Below are 20,031 nucleotides of genomic sequence, written 5' to 3'. Positions count from 1 at the left end.
ATTAATAATGTCATGTAGAGATATGGAAAAAATTGATTTAGTCGCATTTTTTACCGCTCATCAACTTAAGTATCAGAAGTTCACTCATGAACCTCTGGCCAATTGTGCTAGGGCTGACGAACTGGGCATTAATCGACCCGGGGTACGGTTAAAAAATTTATTTTTACGGGATAATTATGGGCGTGAACATTTTTTATTAATAACACAGCCCAATAAATTAGTAGATATTAAAGCGCTTTCTAAGAAATTAACTAAATCACGATTAGGGTTTGCTTCCGATGCGCGATTAGCTACTTACCTTGCAGTTAAACCGGGTTGTGTTTCTTTACTGGCATTGACCAACGACAGTATGGCTCATGTACAAGTATTGCTAGATCAAGAGATTTGGCAGTCTAATCAAGTGCTTCAATGCCATCCGATGCGAAATGATCAGACGTGGTTAGTTTCAATAGCGGATTTAAAACGTATGATGGAGATTACGGGGCATCATTATCAGGTTATTTTTGTACCAACTTTAGCAGAATAAACCAATCCCCAACCCATCACGCAAACCAATAAAATCAACAATAAAAAAGCCTGCTGGCCAAAATTTTGATAAATCAAACCTGGTAAATACGAGCCTAAAGCACCGCCACTATAGTAAAAAGACACATATAATCCATTGGTAACACTTGTTGTCGCTTCACTAATGCGATTAACCAGCGGCGCTGCAATAGAGTGAATGATAAACATAGCGCCACAAAATACAGAAAAGGCGATAAAGAAGAGTATAAAATTTTGCCAGAGCATGGTGATAATTGATAAACAATAAACCGCAAATACAGCTGCGAGTAAATGAAAGGTGTTTGAGCTCTTTTTTACCAGCCAAGGGCTTAACAAGGATGCAATGGCTCCAAGTAAATAGGCGATATAAACTAAGCCAATGTTTTGCGTGCTTTGAATTGCAAAACTATCCTTGAGCATAAAGGGTAGGTAATTAAGTACAGCAGCAAAGCAAAAAAACATACAAAAAACAGCGCAATAGGTTTTTATCAACCGAGCGTTTTTAACATCATTTAAATGGCTTAAAATAGAAACTCTCACCCCTGCTTTAAATTCTTTTTCAACTTTAATGCATAGTGCAAATATGCATAACGTCACAGCCATTACAAAGTAAAAATCTTGCCATTGTAGCAATTCAGCAAAGCTTGCAGAGAGTACTCGACCAAAAAAACCACCGACAATGGTACTTGCAATATAAAGCGTCATATTGCGTTGTAGTAATTGTTGTTGGTAGGTTTTACCAATATACGTTGTCATGGCAGTGAGTGCTGCGGGTAATAAAAAGCCTTGTAGCAGTCGAATAAAAAATAACTGCTCAAAAGAAACAGCATAAGGCACAAAAATACAGCTTAGTGCCAGTAAGAGCATGGTAATTTTAAGGGTCTTAAGAGGGTTTTTTGTCGCTAAAAATAATCCATAAAATAAGGGCGCGATAGCTAGAGGGAGCATTGTCGCCGTCATTAGACTCCCCGCAGTCGCAGGGCTGACTGCAAATTGTGTGCTTAATAAAGGTAATATGGGTTGCGGTGCGTAGAGAACAAAAAAAATCACCACAGAACTAATCAATAACTGGAGTAAGTGCATTTAGCCACAATCACTTTTTAATAAGCCAGAGGTAATTATGCCACTTTGGTTTTAATTTCGTAGGGGTTAGATCAGCAAAAATGCAGATAAATCATTTTAAAGCTGTTAATTCCGCCAGTGCGTTATTAAAATACCAGCACAAGATTTCAATGAGAGATAGCCATGGGATCATTACAAGATCAATTGCTTAAATCTGGTTTAACCACGCAACATAAAATGAAAGTTGCTAAAACAGAGCAGCGTAAACAGCAGCAAAAACAAAAGAAAGGTGCAACAAGTAACCCATCTGAGCTTGCAAAGCACATCGAAAAAACCAAACAAGAGCAACAGAAAAAAGCGGATGAGCTTAATAAAGCGAAGTTAGCTGGCCAAAAAGAAAAAGAGCAAGTTGCCCGAGTGAAGCAAATTCTTGAGCGAAATAATCAAGATGGTATTCGCGGTAATGTGACCTTTAATTTCACTTATTTAAATAAGATTAAAGAGTTAGACGTTAGTGCTGTCACGCAAAAAGCACTTGCTGGTGGGCGTCTTGCTATTTGTGTTTTTGAAGATAAGTTTTATGTGTTAGAAAATGAGCCAGCTCGAAAAATTGCAGAAGTAGATGAAAAATACATTGTTTTTCATGTCACGAGTAAAGAAGAAAAAGATCAAGATGATCCGTATGCTGAGTTTGAGATCCCTGACGATCTTATTTGGTAAGCTGGCAGTATAAATGAGTTAAACACGATAGTGCCAAGATGGTTAAATCTTGTTTTAATTCAGTTAAGTCGATATATTTTTTATAGTTTAATAACCGTGCTTAACTTTGTTTTAAGTATTAGTCTACACTCTAATACATCAATATCCGTCAAACAGAAGAGTAAAAGCAATGAAAAAAATGACTAAAATTTTAGCAGGTACTGCTATCGTAATGACAGGCTTTATAGCTAATTCAGCAATGGCCGATGATGGCGCTGCACTGTATACATCTAAAGGTTGTATGGCCTGCCACGGTGCTGAAGGTAAAGCGCCCATTATGCCTTTATATCCTAAATTAAACGGACAAAATAAAGAGTATTTAGCGGCACAAATGAAAGATATTAAATCGGGCGCTCGCTCTAACGGCATGTCGATTGCGATGAAAGCGATGGTTGCCAATGTGTCTGATCAAGAAATTGACGCAATTGCTGCGTATTTGGCCAATGTTAAATAACCGCTCTGTATTTTGCCTTTAGAGTATAAAAGCCACATCTGAGTGGCTTTTTTATTGCTTGAGATCATTGAATGATGTCTTTTCTTCTTTTAGACTTCTACACTTCTATTTTCACTATCAGCTTTAGTTATATAATCGGTCACAATTTCAAATCTCAGTGTGCAACGAGGAATGTATGTTTGATTTACCTGCGTTTAGTTTAAAAGATAAAGTATCAGAACAAGAGTGGAACTTACGCGTAGACTTAGCTGCATGTTATCGCTTAGTTGAGCATTTTGGTTGGGGCGATTTAATTTACACGCATTTATCAGCTCGTTTACCGGGGAGCGATCATTATTTAGTCAATGCATTTGGCTTGAGCTTTGATGAAATTACTGCGTCTAATTTAGTCAAAGTTGATTTAGCAGGTAATGTGATTGATGACACGCCTTTTACGATTAACCCTGCTGGTTTTACCATTCATAGTGCTATTCACGAAGTACGTGAAGATGCCCATTGTGTGATTCATTTACATACAAAAGAAACCATTGCGGTGGCGACCTTAGAAGCAGGTTTGTTGCCATATAGCCAATATTCAATGTTTTCATTGTCTTCACTTGCTTATCATGGCTATGAAGGCTTGGCGGTTAACGCTGATGAGAAAAAACGCTTACAAGATGACTTGGGCTTAAATAATCATATGTTGTTGGTTAACCATGGTGGTTTAACGGTTGGCCCAACCATCGGCGATGCTTTTATGCGTTTTTATGATTTACAGAAAGCGTGCGAGGTGCAGCTGTTATTACAATCAACAGGACAAGCCGCAACGTTAGTACCACAACCGATTTTAGATAATATTTATCAGCAAGCAAATGTAGTGCATAGCGGAATCACAGGTGGTCAAAAAGCTTGGCCTGCGATGCTGCGCAAAGCCTATCGATTAGATCCTAGCTTTGTCGCTTAAACAAAGCTTAGTTACGGAGTTTTTATGAAAATTATTCGCGTCGAAGTATTTGATATTCATTGTCCAGATAGACCGGCTTGGACTCCGGTATTTGTCCGAATTCATACCGATGAAGGTATTTCTGGTGTGGGAGAAGCGGGCCTTGCATATGATTTAGGTCACAGTGCTGCAGCTGCCATGATCAAAGAAATGGCTGAAGCCTTTTTAATTGGTTATGATCCATTTCAAACCGAAAAGCTATGGTCACGAATGTTACGTGAGAGTTTTTGGGGTTTAGGTGGCGGTCCGGTCATTTATGCTGCAATGAGTGCGATTGATACCGCGCTTTGGGATATTAAAGGTAAGGCATTAGGTTTACCGGTATATCAATTACTGGGCGGTAAAGTTAACGATAAATTACGTACTTATGCCTCACAAATTCAATTTGATTGGGACAGTGAGTTTAAAGCATTAGTGCAACCGCAAGAGTATGCAGAAGCAGCGTTAAAAGCGATAGCTGAAGGGTATGATGCGGTTAAAGTTGACCCTATCATGTATAACAAAGACGGTAAAACGTATTACGATCGTACCAATATCATTTCACGCACAGAAATGAAACTCTACCGTGCCCGTATGCAGGCCATTCGTGAAGCTGTAGGCGATGAAGTTGATATTATTTTTGAATGCCACAGTTTGCCAGGTGCAACGTCGGCCATTCAAATTGGTGAAATCGCTGAAGAATTTGATTGTATGTTCTATGAAGAGCCTGTGAATTATTTAAATCACTCGCTGCACGCTAAAGTGGCCGATAAGGTAAAAGTGCCCATTGCTGGTGGCGAGCGTTTATATAATCGTTGGGGTGTGCGTCCTTACTTTGAAGATCAAAGTATTGATGTCTTACAACCTGATATCGGTTTATGTGGTGGCTTTACTGAGACTAAAAAAGTCTGTGATTACGCTGATATTTTTGATATTCGTGTTCAAGCGCATGTGTGTGGTGGCCCAGTTGCAACCGCAGCCTCTCTACATTTAGAAACAGCGATACCAAACTTTTTAATTCATGAGCATCATACGTATGCGATTAAAAAGTGGAACCGTGAGTTGTGCTTACAAGATCCACAGCCAAAAAATGGTTTCTTTGAAGTATCTGAAGCGCCAGGTATCGGAATTGAGCTAAACGATGAAGTGGTAATGCGCTCGCAACGAGTTGAAATTAAATAACCTTTTAATACATAGGGTTATTTCAAAAAGCCAAGCATTTTGTTTGGCTTTTTGCTTTAGATTAGTTGATATAAATGCAATGCCGTATCGTGGCTCATTGCTTGCCAAGTATCTGGCGATAAATCTAACCCTTGGTAGTCTTGCCATACTTGTAAATACGATTTACTAAATAAGCAAAGTGGGAAGTTACTGGCAAACATCAGCCGATTAGCGTCAAAGTGACGCAATAATGCATCAACAACTTGCTGCAACCAAGCTGGTTGATAGCTTCGGTCTGCCATTTCAAAACCAGATACTTTTAGCCAAATATTCGGCGCAGAAGTGACGATAGCTAAGTTTGCTTGCCATGCTTCAAAGGTATCAGAGGTGACTAAACCTGCATGATTGATTACGCATTTTAAGCTGGGTATTGTTCGACAGTACTGCACTAGCTGGTGGCAGATTGGAGTTTGCACTAATTCAAATTGTGCTTCAAAAATCAGGTTGTTAGCCGCAATTTGCGCTAAATTAAGTGCAACATTAGGTGCGAGTAATCGAGCTGCATCTGCACCTTCGGAAATATCACGGATCCCTGCTAATTGAGAGTGCTCGGTTAAGTGTGCAAGCGATCTTTTAAAGTCATCAGGTGGTTGAGTAATATCAAGGTAAGCAATGGCTCGATAGGTATAATCTGTAATGGTACGCCCTAGGTAATCGAGTTCGCGCCAAGGATGAGCATTATCGAATCCCGCTTCAATATGAATAAAGCCTTTGAGTTTAAAGTGGTTATCTAAACATAAATCATCAGATGAAAAGTCACGTTGAATGACGTTTTTATCAGGCCAAAAAGGAGCGTTTTCGGTCTTTAACCAATGATAACCTCCCTTATTGAGTGCAAAAAAGTGTAAATGAGGATCAATAATTACTCGAACAGCCACAGTGACAATCCTTGTTATTGCGCGGTGTAGCCGCCATCAATCACTTGCAAGCTACCTGTAATAAAGCTTGCCGCATCACTTGCCAAAAAGGCCACTAAATTAGCCACTTCTTCTGGTTGGCCTAAGCGCCCAAGGGGTTGTAAAGCGGCTTCTTCTTGATGAACTTGTTGTTTATTTGCCCCTGATTTGGCGCAGTAATTATCAATTGCGGCATGATAAAGCGGGGTTTCTATGGTGCCAGGGCAAATGGCATTGGCACGAATATTAAATTGGGCATAATCCAAAGCGGTGGTTTTGGCGATAGAGGCTAACGCTGCTTTTGATAAGTTATAAGCAAATGAATTTCGTTTTGCAATTAATGCCTGATCGGATGAAATGAGGATAATCGAGCCATTTTTTTGCGCTTTCATACTTGGCAGCACCGCTTTTATGGCAGCATATGCCCCTTTTACATTGAGGCTAAAAATTCTATCAAGTTCGTGCTCTGAGGTATTTTCAATGGTTGCACTAAAATGTACGCCAGCATTAGACACTAAACAATCAATCCGACCGGTTTTAGCTGCAATATTGCCAATTGCATGAGTGACTTCTGCAACCTGACTCACATCACAAGGGATAAAAAAACCTACATCACTTGGGGTTATGTCTAAGTTATAGACTTGATATTCTTGTGCTAAAAGAGTCTGCACAATCGCTAACCCTATGCCTTTAGAACCACCCGTTACCACAGCTACTTTATTCATAATTTAAATCTTAATGACGCTTAAAAAAGTAAGCCAAAGTAATTACTTTGGCTTATGAATGCTAGTGGCCACAACCGCCAGTGCCATGTACGTGACCATGGCTTAATTCTTCTTCAGTGGCTGCACGAGTTGATACAATTTCAACCGCGAATGTCAGTGTTTTACCCGCAAATGGATGGTTTAAATCACAATCTGCATTAAAACGGCCCACTTTAACAATAGTGACTTGATGACGACCTTGGTTAGACTCAACAATAGCTGTCATGCCTGGTTTCCAAACTTTAGCACCTTGAAGGTGTTTTAATGGAATGCGCTGCATTGCATCGTCACGACGTTCACCGTATGACTCTTCAGGTGTTAAAGTCACTTCGAATTTATCACCTACGTTTTTGCCTTCAATGGCATTTTCAAGACCTGGTAGCATGCTGCCTTGGCCATGTAAGTAAACTAAAGGCTCAGTTTTAGTGCTAGTTTCAATTTGTTCACCAGCTTCGCTTAGGGTGTAGTGGAATTCAACTACAGAATTTTTAGTAATAGACATGTGCATTCTCTTCGTTAGACAGGCAATAAGTGTACTAGAAAGCGATTTAATAACGAAGTATCTAAAGTGGATTAATGCTGTTTTGCCCGCGTATTAGCCAAGTTGGAGTATTTAGCACGCTATTTTGCTCTGAGTCGCTGTCTGACTCACTAGGCTTATTTTGTTCAAGCCAAATGGTCAGAGTTTTACCTTGTTTTAAAATGCTGCGGGGTTTTAATTTATTCCATTTTGCAAGATCTTGATAATTTACATCATATAAACGACTGATATCCCATAGCGTATCACCGGGTTTTACTTGGTAGTTGATACTGACTTTTATTTTTTCAGGTTCTGCGGCCCGCACGATAAAAGGGCTAATTTGGTAATCAATGGTGAGTTGAATAGGTTGCTGAGCTGGAAGTTGTAAAGATTGACCAATTTTGATGACATCAGATTGTAATTGGTTCAGCGCTTTGAGCTCTGCAACTGTGCTATTAAAGCGTTTAGCAAGTTGATAAAGCGAATCGTTTTTTTGGACTTGATAATGCTCTATACCGAGCATGTCTGCTTTTATGTGTTGCCTGTTATTAATGTAAGGCGCTTTATCGATAGGGATCTTCAATAAATGAGGACCATCTTTTGCGCTTTTATCACCTAAATAAGCTGGGTTTAATTGGTACAGGGTGTGCATATCTGTTTTTGTTAATTTTGCCGCAATTAAAATATCAAACTGCTGACCAAAATCGACGGTTACTGTGGTGGGTTTGTTGGCAATTAAAGGCCATTTTCTATGTGCATTTTGTTTTGCAAGTGCTGCTAAAGCGAGGAGTTTTGGTACATAATTCGTGGTCTCTGGTGGCAGTGTTAAAGACCAAAAATCGGTTTTTTTACGCAGCTTTTTGTTTTTGCTGATTGCATCATCAACACGCCCCTCGCCACTGTTATAAGCTGCAATACTCAATAGCCAATCACCTCGATATTTAGTGTTTAAATACTGGAGATAATCAAGTGCTGCGTTCGTCGCTTGATGGGGATCGAATCTTTCGTCAAACCACGGTTCAATCGTGAGTTCAAAATGTGTTGCTGTTGATGGCATTAGTTGCCAAATCCCTGCAGCTCCTTGAGATGACACTGCTTTAGCATTGAAATCACTTTCCACAACCGGAAGTAACGCAAGCTCTAATGGCAGTTTACGGCGCTCAATTTCCTGTACTATATGATAGAGAAAGGGTTCAGCGCGTTTACTCACTGCTTTCATATAATTAGGGTGGCTTAAATACCAGTTCTTACGTTCGGTTATTTTTATTCTTTTGGGAATAGGTAAAGTAAATTGCATTGTAATGCGTTGCCACAGGTTGCTAACTTGGTAAGGTTCAAGGGCTTTTTTTGTCGGTAGTTCTTGTTTTTTATGTTGTTTAAATTCGCGAGTTTTAGCTAAAGGTGTCACCGTATCTTTGGCTTTGAGGTCTGATTTTATGGCAACCGATGTTGGTTGATTATCTAAAGAATGTGAAGGGGTGGGTGTGTGCGCTGCTTTATTTTGTGTGAGTGTTTGGCAAGCAACAAGCGTTGAGAGGCTTGTACTAATAACGATTATATTTTTTAGGGTTAGCAATGTTGTCATAAAACATACTCCACGGCCAATTGCTTCCTTAAGCCTAGTGCAAATTGAGTTTTTTGCTGCTTTAGTCTCCAACCCTTGGCGCGGGGGGCTGCTTAGTGGCTTGTTTTAGGCCCGATCCAACAAACATACGATATGCCTGTTCATCTAATGGGCTCTTAACTATGGTTGTTTTTTCTTTGAAATCAAATTTTTTAATTAGGTCTTCAACTGACTCATTTTGCGATGTTCTTGTGTTGGCATGATTGTGTAAAGCGCTTAAAAATAAATGGGTTGTGGTTAGGCTTTTTATTGTGGTGATATCGCCATGCCCAGGAATTAGGTGTGTTGCTGATAAAGTTTGCAGTGCATTAAGCGTACTGAGCCAGGTGTCAAAAGACGCTTCGCCGGCATAAGGCAGCGCATCACCCACATCGCCACTGAGCAATAACTGGCTTTGCGGTAAAAAAACCATTAAATCGCCAGTGCTATGCGCTACAGTAGGAAGGATCTCTAAAGGATAATCGCCTAGATTAAGTGTGATATTTTGCTCAACGCGAATGGCGGGAGCATGAAGAGTGAGTGATTGCCATCGGCTTAAACGCTCTTTTGCGAGAGTTATTTTCTCATGCCAGATAGCCTGTTGTGTCGGCTCAAGCTGTTTAATGCGTTGTTCATTTAGAGAAATGCTTTTTTTAAAGTTATCTAGTTTTAGGCTTAATGCTTGCTGGTATTGGGTAAAGCCTTGCCCGACAGCTGAATGTGTAATGAGTTTAGCCTGTGGAAATGCTTGCTGCAGTACCGCCATCCCTAGCAAATGGTCATCATGTGGGTGGCTGGCAATTAAATAACACACCGGTTGAGTAAACTGCGTTTTGACTTGGCTTGCCATGAGTTCTACTTGGGTAAAGTCACCACTGGCGTCAAAAATAGCCACACAGTCTTTACCGGCTAAAATAACCTGATTTGAGTCGAAATATTTCAATTTATCAGCTTGCTGAATAAAAGTAACATGGTTATCAATAGGCAGCCATTTAACCTCGGCTTGACTTGTCAGGCTTAATAAAATTAATAGTAATGCAAATGGCTGAGTGAGTGTCATTGGTCGCCTTTATTCAAATAGGGTTAAGATAGAATAAGGTGATTTAGCTAAAATAAACGGAATGAGCACAAATAGCCCAACCATCAATAAATACACGGCTAATCGTTTATGATCTTGGTTTTTTAAATTAATTAATGCAAAACCGGTAACAATGCCGCCTAGCACCAGCAATGCGCCTATAAGTTGTAATTTTCTTAAATTGGAAGGGTTTTCAATATTGATAAGAGTTGCAAAAACAGAAGCGTCACTAATAAAAATGGTCAGTAGAATAAGACTGACCATTATAAACTTTATGCCTAAAATGCGATTTGTAGTCACCATGAGAAAGTACTAGTTGGTTAAAAAGAAACCTATTTTTATGTTATTTTAGAAACAATTACTAGTGAAACTTTCTATTGTTTACGTTTAAAGCGAATGAGTCACTTTATTAAGTAGTCCGTTTAGCTTCTCTTGCTGAAGCTGCAGTTGCTCATCAGCAATCATTAACTCATGGCTGAGATTAAGTGCCACCATCAATAGTAAGCGCTCGTTATTGCGAGTACCACTTCGTTGTCTTGTGTCCTCAAGTTTAGTATTGAGGAGCTTGGCTGCTTGGCGTAAAGCATCTTCTTGACCTTTAGGGCATGCAAACTGATGTTGCAGCCCCAAGATTTCAACAACGATACCTTTCGGATCGTGATCTGACATTAGCTAACCTGTTGCGCTTTTTGTAATTTTAACAAAAGGTTTTCTAGCGTGCTTGCAGCATGCTTTTGCTTGTCATCGTTTTCGATAGCTTCAAGTTGCAGTGTTTCATTTTCATCAAGAAGGCGACTGTTTTGTTGCTTTAAATCGGCAACTTCTTGCTGTAATTTGTTTTTTTGCTCGATTAGTTGATTGATCAGTTGTTCGAGTTGAAGAAGAGTATTGTCTGACATAATGCGCTCTTTTAACTGGCTAAAATAGACTTGCAATTTAATCTAATTACCTGCTTATTACCACCTTAAACATAGCCAAATACAGGAATATTAGTCTTTTTTTTGTAACCAAGAGGGCATTATGTCTATTTTGCGATTGAATTGCTCGCCGAACAGTCCCGGCAGGCTTTGTAGTCTGATTTTAGACAATTATTTGCTATTGTTTTTAGCTTGTGTTTCACTGCGCAAAATTGACTTTCAGTTGGATAATATTGTGCTGAGCTATCGCCATTCTTTTCATGCGGGAAACCCTGCAGATGTAATTAAACATTTAGTTTTACGAGAAGTATTACAATACTTAACGTTAAAAGATAAACCGTTTGATTATATTGATACCCACTCAGGTGCTGGTATGTACACCCTTGCTTCTGATGAGTCTCAAAAAACACAAGAATACCAAACAGGTATCGCCAAACTTTGGCAGTATCAAGGCAGTAATCAGGCAATTGGACAATATGTAGAGCTGATTAAAAATTACAACCTTACGGGTGAGCTTGCGTTTTATCCAGGTTCTCCATCAGTGGCAACATCGCAAATTAGGCCATACGATAAAGCGTGGTTTTTTGAATTACATCCTCAAGATATTAAACACTTAGATGATAACTTTCGTTCGCACCGTAACGTCAAAGTAAAGTTCGAAGATGGTTTCAAAGGCTTGATTGGTTTGGTGCCACCCCAGTCGCGCAGAGCGTGTATTTTAATCGATCCCCCTTATGAGATTAAATCAGATTATGATCTGGTTGTTGATGCGCTAGTTAAAGCGTATAAACGTTTTCCTACAGGGACATACATGGTTTGGTATCCGGTAGTGAGTCGTGAGCGAATTGAGCGAATGGAGCGGCGCTTTAAAGATTCAGGTATTAAAAACATTAGCTTATTTGAATTGGCAACAGAGGCCGATACCGATGAGTTTGGTATGACAGCATCCGGTATGATAGTGATTAATCCACCTTGGACACTGCAAAAAACCATGACTGAAGTATTACCTGAATTAGTATCATTACTCAGTGAGCCTGATGGCTTTTACCGTATAGAGCAGTTAGTCGCAGAATAACGCTCGCTCAAGCACCACATTTGTTTTAAATGCCGCTCACCTAATGTGCGCGGTATTTTTTTGCTTCAAATTTTATTTTGCAATATAACACTGCCTAACTAGTGACGGCGAATATTGAATACCCACCAATAAAATTATGCTAAGTTGTAGCGTATTTGTAAGTGATAAATAGCTTTTTTATGAGGTCTATTTTTAAGTTAAAACATATGATGAGGTGGTGTAACATGAGGATTTTGATTTCATAAAATGGTGGCCCCTCCCAGACTTGAACTGGGGACCTAACGATTATGAGTCGTGTGCTCTAACCAACTGAGCTAAGGGGCCACTTAAAGATGCGTTAACAGGGTTAACTTGTTAAGCGGGTTGCAGTATAAAAATTTTTATAGCAGTTGTCACTAGCAAAAAGCTTAATTCTTTCAATATGAAGCGTAAATGACTAGTTTATGTTCAGCTTGATGGGTTGATTAAGCATTAGTGCTATGAATCGGGCTCATAATTGATTTTGTTTTTACTAAAGCGCTATTTTAAAAGAGTAAACTTTTATTGGTATCACTGGGTTGTTTTAGGTAGTTGAGTTTTAGGTTGTGGTATTCATCGCATAAAAAAGCCAGCGAATGCTGGCTTAAATAGAAACTTAAGAAATGAATTATTGAATGCCTAATTTTTTCTCTAAATAGTGGATGTTGGTGCCACCATTTTTGAAGTTTTCATCAGCCATAATGATTTTGTGTAGTGGGATGTTGGTTTTAATGCCATCAATCACTAATTCATTCAGCGCATTTTTAGCGCGGGCAATGGCGATATCACGATTTTCACCGTAAGTGATTAACTTACCGATCATTGAATCATAATACGGTGGTACGGTGTAGTCGGCATAAATGTGTGAATCCCAACGGATCCCTAAACCACCGGCTGGGTGAAAACGTGTAATACGCCCAGGTGATGGAATAAACGATACCGGATCTTCTGCATTGATACGACATTCAATCGCATGACCACGAATAACAACATCTTCTTGCTTAAATGAAAGAGGTTGGCCAGCTGCAATTTTCAGCTGCTCTTTGATCAAGTCAATACCGGTAACCATTTCAGTTACTGGGTGCTCTACTTGAATACGAGTATTCATTTCGATGAAGTAAAACTCACCATTTTCATACAAGAATTCAAATGTACCAGCACCGCGGTAGCCAATTTCAAGGCATGCACGAGTACAACGCTCACCGATGAATTTACGCATTTCAGCAGTAATACCTGGTGCAGGGGCTTCTTCAACTACTTTTTGGTGACGACGTTGCATTGAGCAGTCGCGCTCACCTAGGTGAACGGCGTTACCTTGACCATCAGCAAGTACCTGAACTTCGATGTGACGAGGGTTTTCAAGGAATTTTTCCATGTAAACCATGCCATTACCAAAGAACTGTTTGGCTTCTTGTTGTGTTAATGCGATTGCAGCGATTAATTCAGCTTCGCTGCGTACAACACGCATACCACGACCACCACCGCCGCCAGCAGCTTTGATGATTACTGGGAAACCGATACGTTTAGCGATTTGCTTATTGCGCTCGTTATCTGCAGTTAATGGGCCATCAGAGCCCGGTACGCAAGGTACGCCGGCTTTACGCATTGCTTCGATTGCAGCAACTTTATCACCCATAATGCGAATGGTGTCACCACGAGGGCCGATAAAAATAAAACCACTTTTTTCAACTTGGTCTGCAAAGTCTGCATTTTCAGATAAAAACCCGTATCCAGGGTGAATAGCAACAGCATCAGTAACTTCTGCAGCGGCAATAATACGTGGAATATCTAAATAGCTTTCTGATGCGGCAGGCTTTCCGATACAAATTGTTTCATCGGCTAAAAGCACATGTTTTAAATCTCTATCTGCTGTAGAGTGAACCGCTACGGTTTTTATTCCGAGCTCTTTACAGGCACGCAAAATACGAAGTGCTATTTCACCTCGATTTGCGATAACTACTTTATCTAACATAGAGTTGGCCTTCTAACTTGCTCGATTATTCAACGATGAATAGGGGTTGATCAAATTCAATTGGATCTTCGTTTTCAACTAAAATAGCTTTAACAATACCCGCTTTATCAGAAACGATTTGATTCATCATTTTCATCGCTTCAATAATACATAACGTATCACCTACGTTCACTTTTGAACCTACTTCAACATATGAGGCTGATTCTGGTGATGGCGAGCGATAGAAAGTACCGACCATTGGCGATTTTACTTGGTGACCAGATGCCGCTGCTGGTGCTGCTTCAACAGCTACTGGCGCTGCAGCTGCTGCAACAGGTGCTGCTGCAGGAGCAGGTTGCTGTGCATAATATTGTTGTGGTGCTGCAAACATTTGAGCGTTGCTGAAATTACTGCGGTTGATACGTACCGACTCTTCACCTTCAGTAATTTCTAGCTCTGCAATACCTGATTCTTCTACCAGTTCGATTAGTTTTTTTATTTTGCGAATATCCATCGAATACCCCACCTTTGGGTTAGCAATTAGTAATGTGTGTTTTGCAATCGGTTAGCCGCGGCACTTAATGCCATGTGGTAACCCATTGCTCCGAAACCTGCGATAACCCCTTCAGCAATATCCGAAAAATACGAATGATGGCGAAAGGGCTCACGTTTGTGCACATTTGATAAGTGCACTTCATAAAAAGGGATTTGAACGCTAAGTAATGCATCACGCAGTGCAACACTGGTGTGAGTCCATGCAGCTGGGTTAATTATGATAAAATCAACCTTTTGCCACGCGCTGTGAATTTTATTGATTAATTCATGCTCAGCGTTACTTTGCAAATGTTCAAGCTCAATCCCTAAAGTGTCGGCTTGTGTGGTCAGTGCGGTGACAATATCCATTAAACTTTGCGAGCCATACGTTTCAGGTTCGCGTTTCCCTAACATATTCAAGTTAGGACCATTGAGGACTAAAAGTTTAAATTTTGCAGTCATTGTGCATGAACATCCCGATAAGTCGCTTGTTCCTAAAGAACGAATTAATTTGATGCTTAAACTTAAGTGCTTGAACATCAAATAGCAACTTTTTTTCACTTTAGCGTACTATTATAGAGAGTTCGAAGGAAATAGCAGCAAAATACTGGTCTAATCAGCGGGGATGAAAAAGCGGCCATCTAGCCGCTTTATTTTGGTTAATTTAACTCTTTTTGGCTGAGTTGTTTTAGATGTGCGCTGAATTCCTCGGCATTTTGAAATCCAGTCACCCGTTGGGCGCTAATTTCTTCACCATCTTGATTAAAAAACAAAATGCTCGGAAGTCCGAAGATCTTGAGTTTGTCCATAAACTCACTGGTTGTTTCGTCTAGCTCGGTTAAATCAGCCTGGAGTAGTAAATAGTTTTTAAACTCAGTTTGCACGCTCGGTGCAGGAAATGTTTTGTGCTCAAACTCTTTACATGCAATACACCATTCAGCATAAAGGTCGAGCATGACTAATTTGTTTTGCGCACGAGCTTGCTCAATTTTGCTTTCGAGCTCAGCTAAGTTTTTTATTTTAATAAACTCATCTTTGGTCACTGTTTTTGTAATCTCAGTCGAGGTACTTACATTTACCTGAGTGGGAAAAAGTTGCTGTTTGAGGGCGTTTAAGCTCATAAATAGCAAGATAAATGCGCTAAGCCATAAAGCGGTTTTTACTTTAGGACCCTGAGTTTGGGTATGCCAGTAATATAAATAAGTCGCAGTAGCCATGGCCAATATCGCCGCTAAGGTAATAATTACTTCGGCATCATCAATAATACGCTCTAGCAAAATTAGCGGCACAACCAGCATGATAAAACCAAACAAGGTTTTAACTTGATTCATCCAAGCGCCTGCTTTGGGTAATAATTTACCACCCGACGTGCCTAGCAGTAATAAAGGCACGCCCATGCCTAAACTCAGCACATACAGGGTAATACCCCCGACAAAATAATCACCACTTTGTGCAACATAAAGCAGTGCAGCTGTAAGTGGCGCGGTGGTGCAAGGAGAGGCAATTAAGCCTGATAAAATTCCCATTAAAAACACACCAACGTATTGGCCATTTTTTTGTTTATTACTCACTTGGGTTAATCGTGTCATCCACGATTCGGGCAATTTAATATCAAATAAACCAAACATCGACATCGCAAGAACAACAAACAATAAACTAAAAGTGATCAGTATGGTTGGGTGTTGTAAATAGTTTTGTACTTGTCCGCCTAATGTCGCAACAACCAAGCCAAGCGCTGCGTAAGTAATTGCCATACCTTGCACGTAAACAAAAGAAAGCATAAAGGCTTTTTTGGTTGAAAGTACGCCAGATTGGCCAGCAATCAAACTTGATAAAATAGGGAACATAGGAAAAACACACGGTGTCAGTGCTAGTGTTAAACCAAGCAAAAAGAAGATAACAAGGTTTGTCGCCAGCCCTTGGCCTGCTAAGCGTTCAGTGAGTGTTTGCTCTTTATCATCGGTTTTTGCATTAGCTGTGTCTGCGGTGTCCATTTTTGCAGGTGTAGTACTGGGGGGGTGGGTTGCTTTAGTGGTTTGGTAGCTTACTAAAGGAATGCTGATGGTTTCAAATGGATAGCAAAGACCTGCTTCAGCGCAGCCTTGAAAGCGAATTTTATACTCGGCGTTAGCGTCTATTTGATCAAATTTAACGATGGTGGTCATTTCATCATAATAAACTTCAGAATGGCCGTAGGTTTCATCGTCAACCATTACCCCTTCTGGCAATGTTGGGTCGTTTGCTTGGGCATTTTTGGCAACAAACTGAAAGCGTTTTTTATAAAGGTAATATCCCTTAGCAATATCAAAAGAGATAAAAAGTTGCTGGCCTTGTTGATCAAAATCGAGTTTAAAGGCTTGGTCTACAGGTAAAAAAGTGGGTTGATCATTTTTAATCAGGTCATCGAGCACATTATTGGCATGTGCGAATGAAAAACAAAAAAAGCTAAGTAAAAGTAAGATGCGATGCATTAACTGAGTACCTTATTAATCCAGTTAAAATAGTCTTGATTACCCGAAATAACAGGTACAACCTGAATTTCGGGAACCTCATAACTATGATGTTGTTTTATGAAAGGAATTAATGCATCAATTTTACGTTGTTCGGTTTTGATGATTAATTTACTTTCAGTGCTTGTTTCAAGCTTTCCTTGCCATACATAATGAGATTCAATCGTTGGTAAAATATTGACGCATGCCGCAAGTTGCTGTTGTAAAAGTAATTGGGCGAGCTCTCTTGCAGCCGTTTCATTTTCACAGGTACAAAAGACTAAGCAATAATCTGTCACGTTATCTCCTACGTAAAACGACACAATACGATTTAAATGAGTTTAAAGTTCGTTTCCTTATAACGTATTTTTTGCCGAAGATCAGTATTTGGCTGCTTAAAGTCTTGAAAATAGACCGACGTACCCCCACTTTAATTTCATTCACGAGCAAAGAGAGTCTCCATGTTTAAAGCATTATTTGTGTTATTTATTATTGTTCCGATTATTGAAATCGCGTTGTTAATCCAAGTCAGTGATGTAATCGGAGGGTGGAGTACGATTGCGCTTGTTATTTTAACCGCCTTTATAGGTGCAAAATTAGTGAAGCAGCAAGGTGTTAGTGCCTTGCAAAATGCACAGCTGCAAATGGCGCAAGGGCAAATGCCTGCGCATGAATTATTAGCCGGTGTGTGCATTATTATTGCTGGTGTTTTATTGCTGACACCTGGAATTATGACGGATATTTTTGGTTTATTGCTACTTGTGCCCGCTGTACGCGTTAAATTGGCTGGGCAATTAGCAAAAAATGCCAAAGTGAAAATGGGTCCTCAACATTCAGGGTTTTATTATCAGCAGCACTCACAACAAAGTAATGTCTATGAGAGTGAAGAGTTTACTGAAATTCGCAGTGAGCGTATTAGCAAAACAAACTCAACTATTGAAGGTGAGTTTCAACGTAAAGAATAATTTTTTAAAAATATGCTTGGGATTTGAACATCGCATCCCCATTTATGTAAGCATACTAAACTTAGTCAATTTTTCTGAAACAACAGAGATAGTTAGGAGCACAACCCAATGAATATTCGTCCTCTACACGACCGTGTGATTGTTAAACGTCTTGAAGAAGAAACAAGATCAGCTGGCGGTATCGTACTTACCGGTTCTGCAGCAGAAAAATCAACACGTGGTACTGTGTTAGCAGTAGGTAACGGCCGAGTGTTAGATAACGGCGAACTTCGCGCGTTAGAAGTTAAAGCAGGCGATACCGTATTATTTGGTTCTTATATTGAGAAAGTTGAGAAAATTGAAGGTCAAGAATACTTGATCATGCGTGAAGACAACATCCTAGGGATCATAGGTTAATCAAATCAACCTAAGACAAGCCCTTCATTAATAATTAATGTTTTTACGAAATAAACGAATTTAGAGGATTTTGAACATGGCAGCAAAAGAAGTGCTATTTGCAGGCGAAGCACGCGGTAAAATGTTAGTTGGCGTAAATATTTTAGCAGACGCAGTAAAAGTAACATTAGGCCCTAAAGGTCGCAACGTTGTAATCGACAAATCATTTGGTTCACCAATCATCACCAAAGATGGTGTAACAGTTGCGAAAGAAATCGAATTAACAGATAAATTCGAAAACATGGGCGCACAAATGGTGAAAGAAGTTGCGTCTAAAGCTAATGACGCAGCGGGTGATGGTACTACTACAGCGACAGTGCTTGCGCAGTCAATCGTAAATGAAGGTTTAAAAGCGGTTGCTGCAGGCATGAACCCAATGGATCTTAAGCGCGGTATTGATAAAGCGGTTATTGCAGCCGTTGCTGAATTAAAAGCTCTGTCAGTTCCATGTGCGGATGCAAAAGCGATTGCACAAGTAGGTACAATTTCAGCCAACTCTGACACAGAAATCGGTGAAATCATTGCAACTGCAATGGAAAAAGTAGGCCGCGAATCTGGTGTTATCACTGTTGAAGACGGTCAAGCACTTGAAACTGAACTAGATGTTGTTGAAGGTATGCAATTTGACCGTGGTTATTTATCACCATACTTCATCAATAATGCAGAAAAAGGCGCTGTTGAATTAGATAACCCATTCATTTTATTAGTAGACAAAAAAATCTCTAATATTCGTGAGTTATTACCAACACTAGAAGCTGTAGCGAAATCAGGCAAGCCATTGCTTATTATCGCAGAAGACCTAGAAGGTGAAGCACTAGCAACTTTAGTTGTAAACAACATGCGCGGTATCGTTAAAGTATCAGCTGTTAAAGCACCTGGTTTTGGCGATCGTCGTAAAGCAATGCTACAAGACATTGCAGTGCTAACTGGCGGTACCGTGATTTCTGAAGAAATCGGTTTAGAGCTTGAAAAAGCAACTTTGGAAGATTTAGGTACGGCGAAACGTGTTGTGATCACTAAAGATGATACCACTATTATTGATGGTGCTGGCGAAGAAGAAGGCATTCTTGGTCGTGTATCTCAAATCAAAGCACAAATCGAAGAAGCAACCTCTGATTACGACAAAGAAAAGCTACAAGAGCGTATGGCTAAATTGTCAGGCGGCGTAGCGGTAATCAAAGTAGGTGCTGCAACTGAAATTGAAATGAAAGAGAAAAAAGACCGTGTAGAAGATGCATTACATGCCACTCGCGCGGCTGTTTTAGAAGGTGTTGTACCTGGCGGTGGTGTTGCACTTGTTCGTGCAGCAAGCAAGCTTGCTGATTTACGTGGTGATAACGAAGATCAAAACCACGGTATTAAAGTTGCACTTCGCGCAATGGAAGCACCACTTCGTCAAATCGTAACGAATGCGGGCGATGAAGCATCTGTTGTTGTTAACGCTGTTAAAGGTGGCACTGGCAACTTTGGTTACAATGCAGCAACGGGTGAATACAACGACATGATTGAAATGGGTATCTTAGATCCAACTAAAGTAACCCGTTCAGCATTACAATTTGCAGCTTCAATTGCAGGTTTAATGATCACAACAGAAGCTATGATTGCCGAAGTACCAAAAGACAGCTCAGCCCCAGATATGGGCGGCATGGGTGGAATGGGCGGTATGGGCGGCATGATGTGATAGTATTGCCTAAATACTAGTATTACCAAAAAGCCCGTAAACTTATAGTTTACGGGCTTTTTGTTGGCTTTATTTTCTATAATTTTCAATACTACCCCACTATTT

General features: G+C 40.0%; 23 protein-coding genes and 1 tRNA gene. 9 read left to right on the top strand and 15 right to left on the bottom strand.

All coding sequences use genetic code 11. From position 1 onward, the window contains the following. The first annotated feature begins 22 nt into the window (after positions 1 to 22). Positions 23 to 526 (top strand): prolyl-tRNA synthetase associated domain-containing protein, encoded by a 504-nt coding sequence (locus AC3KZC_RS15465; protein ID WP_490577809.1) that lies wholly within the window; start codon positions 23 to 25, stop codon positions 524 to 526. Here the strand turns inward: AC3KZC_RS15465 and AC3KZC_RS15460 are convergent. Beyond that, positions 493 to 1,626 carry an MFS transporter gene (locus AC3KZC_RS15460; protein ID WP_490577808.1) on the bottom strand — a complete coding sequence of 378 codons (1,134 nt, stop codon included), beginning with the start codon at positions 1,624 to 1,626 and terminating at the stop codon, positions 493 to 495. The genes AC3KZC_RS15465 and AC3KZC_RS15460 overlap by 34 nt on opposite strands. A gap of 162 nt (positions 1,627 to 1,788) precedes the next feature. Between AC3KZC_RS15460 and AC3KZC_RS15455 the strand changes: the two genes are divergently transcribed. The 4 genes from AC3KZC_RS15455 to AC3KZC_RS15440 all read left to right on the top strand — a co-directional run bounded on the left by AC3KZC_RS15455 (position 1,789) and on the right by AC3KZC_RS15440 (position 4,961). Then, positions 1,789 to 2,325: a DUF2058 domain-containing protein gene (locus AC3KZC_RS15455; protein WP_490577807.1), complete on the top strand. Its 537-nt coding sequence runs from the start codon at positions 1,789 to 1,791 to the stop codon at positions 2,323 to 2,325. A 178-nt stretch (positions 2,326 to 2,503) separates the two neighbouring features. Continuing rightward, positions 2,504 to 2,818 carry a c-type cytochrome gene (locus AC3KZC_RS15450; protein WP_490577870.1) on the top strand — a complete coding sequence of 105 codons (315 nt, stop codon included), beginning with the start codon at positions 2,504 to 2,506 and terminating at the stop codon, positions 2,816 to 2,818. Positions 2,819 to 2,993: 175 nt separating this feature from the next. Next, the gene (locus AC3KZC_RS15445; protein ID WP_490577806.1) at positions 2,994 to 3,761 is read left to right on the top strand and encodes a class II aldolase/adducin family protein; all 768 of its coding nucleotides are present in this window, start codon (positions 2,994 to 2,996) and stop codon (positions 3,759 to 3,761) included. 24 nt (positions 3,762 to 3,785) lie between these two features. Continuing rightward, complete coding sequence (locus AC3KZC_RS15440; RefSeq protein WP_490577805.1) at positions 3,786 to 4,961, top strand: mandelate racemase/muconate lactonizing enzyme family protein; 1,176 nt, start codon at positions 3,786 to 3,788, stop codon at positions 4,959 to 4,961. 56 nt (positions 4,962 to 5,017) lie between these two features. Here AC3KZC_RS15440 and AC3KZC_RS15435 read toward each other — a convergent pair whose 3' ends face one another. The 8 genes from AC3KZC_RS15435 to AC3KZC_RS15400 all read right to left on the bottom strand — a co-directional run bounded on the left by AC3KZC_RS15435 (position 5,018) and on the right by AC3KZC_RS15400 (position 10,760). Then, positions 5,018 to 5,878, bottom strand: coding sequence for an amidohydrolase family protein (locus AC3KZC_RS15435; RefSeq protein ID WP_490577804.1), 861 nt, complete (start codon positions 5,876 to 5,878; stop codon positions 5,018 to 5,020). A 14-nt stretch (positions 5,879 to 5,892) separates the two neighbouring features. Continuing rightward, the gene (locus tag AC3KZC_RS15430) at positions 5,893 to 6,621 is read right to left on the bottom strand and encodes an SDR family NAD(P)-dependent oxidoreductase (RefSeq protein WP_490577803.1); all 729 of its coding nucleotides are present in this window, start codon (positions 6,619 to 6,621) and stop codon (positions 5,893 to 5,895) included. Between the two features lie 61 nt (positions 6,622 to 6,682). Further along, entirely contained in the window at positions 6,683 to 7,162 is a 480-nt protein-coding gene (locus tag AC3KZC_RS15425; protein WP_490577802.1) for an FKBP-type peptidyl-prolyl cis-trans isomerase, read from the bottom strand. A gap of 61 nt (positions 7,163 to 7,223) precedes the next feature. After that, entirely contained in the window at positions 7,224 to 8,765 is a 1,542-nt protein-coding gene (locus AC3KZC_RS15420; RefSeq protein ID WP_490577801.1) for a transglycosylase SLT domain-containing protein, read from the bottom strand. Between the two features lie 61 nt (positions 8,766 to 8,826). Beyond that, complete coding sequence (locus AC3KZC_RS15415; RefSeq protein WP_490577800.1) at positions 8,827 to 9,843, bottom strand: MBL fold metallo-hydrolase; 1,017 nt, start codon at positions 9,841 to 9,843, stop codon at positions 8,827 to 8,829. A 9-nt stretch (positions 9,844 to 9,852) separates the two neighbouring features. After that, positions 9,853 to 10,125: a hypothetical protein gene (locus AC3KZC_RS15410; RefSeq protein WP_490577799.1), complete on the bottom strand. Its 273-nt coding sequence runs from the start codon at positions 10,123 to 10,125 to the stop codon at positions 9,853 to 9,855. A 123-nt stretch (positions 10,126 to 10,248) separates the two neighbouring features. Continuing rightward, positions 10,249 to 10,530 carry a cell division protein ZapA gene (locus AC3KZC_RS15405; protein ID WP_490577798.1) on the bottom strand — a complete coding sequence of 94 codons (282 nt, stop codon included), beginning with the start codon at positions 10,528 to 10,530 and terminating at the stop codon, positions 10,249 to 10,251. Next, positions 10,530 to 10,760: a DUF904 domain-containing protein gene (locus AC3KZC_RS15400; RefSeq protein WP_490577797.1), complete on the bottom strand. Its 231-nt coding sequence runs from the start codon at positions 10,758 to 10,760 to the stop codon at positions 10,530 to 10,532. Before AC3KZC_RS15400 ends, AC3KZC_RS15405 begins: the two co-directional genes overlap by 1 nt. Before the next feature lie 253 nt (positions 10,761 to 11,013). Here AC3KZC_RS15400 and AC3KZC_RS15395 point away from each other — a divergent pair, with 253 nt between their 5' ends. Continuing rightward, positions 11,014 to 11,853 carry a 23S rRNA (adenine(2030)-N(6))-methyltransferase RlmJ gene (locus tag AC3KZC_RS15395; protein WP_490577796.1) on the top strand — a complete coding sequence of 280 codons (840 nt, stop codon included), beginning with the start codon at positions 11,014 to 11,016 and terminating at the stop codon, positions 11,851 to 11,853. A gap of 247 nt (positions 11,854 to 12,100) precedes the next feature. Here AC3KZC_RS15395 and AC3KZC_RS15390 read toward each other — a convergent pair. From AC3KZC_RS15390 to cutA, 6 genes are all read right to left on the bottom strand, one after another. After that, positions 12,101 to 12,177 (bottom strand) — tRNA-Ile (locus AC3KZC_RS15390). A 322-nt stretch (positions 12,178 to 12,499) separates the two neighbouring features. Next, a complete protein-coding gene (accC, locus tag AC3KZC_RS15385) occupies positions 12,500 to 13,843 on the bottom strand; it encodes an acetyl-CoA carboxylase biotin carboxylase subunit (RefSeq protein WP_490577795.1) in 1,344 nt (447 codons plus the stop codon). A 25-nt stretch (positions 13,844 to 13,868) separates the two neighbouring features. Further along, the gene (gene accB / locus AC3KZC_RS15380) at positions 13,869 to 14,336 is read right to left on the bottom strand and encodes an acetyl-CoA carboxylase biotin carboxyl carrier protein (RefSeq protein WP_490577794.1); all 468 of its coding nucleotides are present in this window, start codon (positions 14,334 to 14,336) and stop codon (positions 13,869 to 13,871) included. Between the two features lie 26 nt (positions 14,337 to 14,362). Continuing rightward, positions 14,363 to 14,818: a type II 3-dehydroquinate dehydratase gene (aroQ, locus tag AC3KZC_RS15375; RefSeq protein ID WP_490577793.1), complete on the bottom strand. Its 456-nt coding sequence runs from the start codon at positions 14,816 to 14,818 to the stop codon at positions 14,363 to 14,365. A 197-nt stretch (positions 14,819 to 15,015) separates the two neighbouring features. After that, positions 15,016 to 16,827 (bottom strand): protein-disulfide reductase DsbD, encoded by a 1,812-nt coding sequence (locus AC3KZC_RS15370; RefSeq protein WP_490577792.1) that lies wholly within the window; start codon positions 16,825 to 16,827, stop codon positions 15,016 to 15,018. Next, positions 16,827 to 17,144, bottom strand: a complete 318-nt coding sequence (gene cutA, locus AC3KZC_RS15365) for a divalent-cation tolerance protein CutA (protein ID WP_490577791.1) — start codon at positions 17,142 to 17,144, stop codon at positions 16,827 to 16,829. The genes AC3KZC_RS15370 and cutA overlap by 1 nt, the downstream gene beginning before the upstream one ends. 162 nt (positions 17,145 to 17,306) lie before the next feature. On the opposite strand from cutA, the gene AC3KZC_RS15360 reads away from it, so the two are divergent. The 3 genes from AC3KZC_RS15360 (at position 17,307) to groL (ending at position 19,926) form a co-directional block, all read left to right on the top strand. Then, on the top strand, positions 17,307 to 17,810 hold the full coding sequence (locus tag AC3KZC_RS15360; RefSeq protein ID WP_490577790.1) for an FxsA family protein: 504 nt from the start codon (positions 17,307 to 17,309) through the stop codon (positions 17,808 to 17,810). A gap of 108 nt (positions 17,811 to 17,918) precedes the next feature. Next, positions 17,919 to 18,206 (top strand): co-chaperone GroES, encoded by a 288-nt coding sequence (locus AC3KZC_RS15355; RefSeq protein WP_490577789.1) that lies wholly within the window; start codon positions 17,919 to 17,921, stop codon positions 18,204 to 18,206. A gap of 76 nt (positions 18,207 to 18,282) precedes the next feature. Then, the gene (gene groL / locus AC3KZC_RS15350; RefSeq protein WP_490577788.1) at positions 18,283 to 19,926 is read left to right on the top strand and encodes a chaperonin GroEL; all 1,644 of its coding nucleotides are present in this window, start codon (positions 18,283 to 18,285) and stop codon (positions 19,924 to 19,926) included. Positions 19,927 to 20,031 lie beyond the last annotated feature (105 nt).

This window comes from Pseudoalteromonas sp. J2K-J031, from assembly GCF_058197095.2.
Note: the sequence above shows the minus strand (reverse complement) of the source record. Positions and strands in the feature narration are given on the sequence as shown.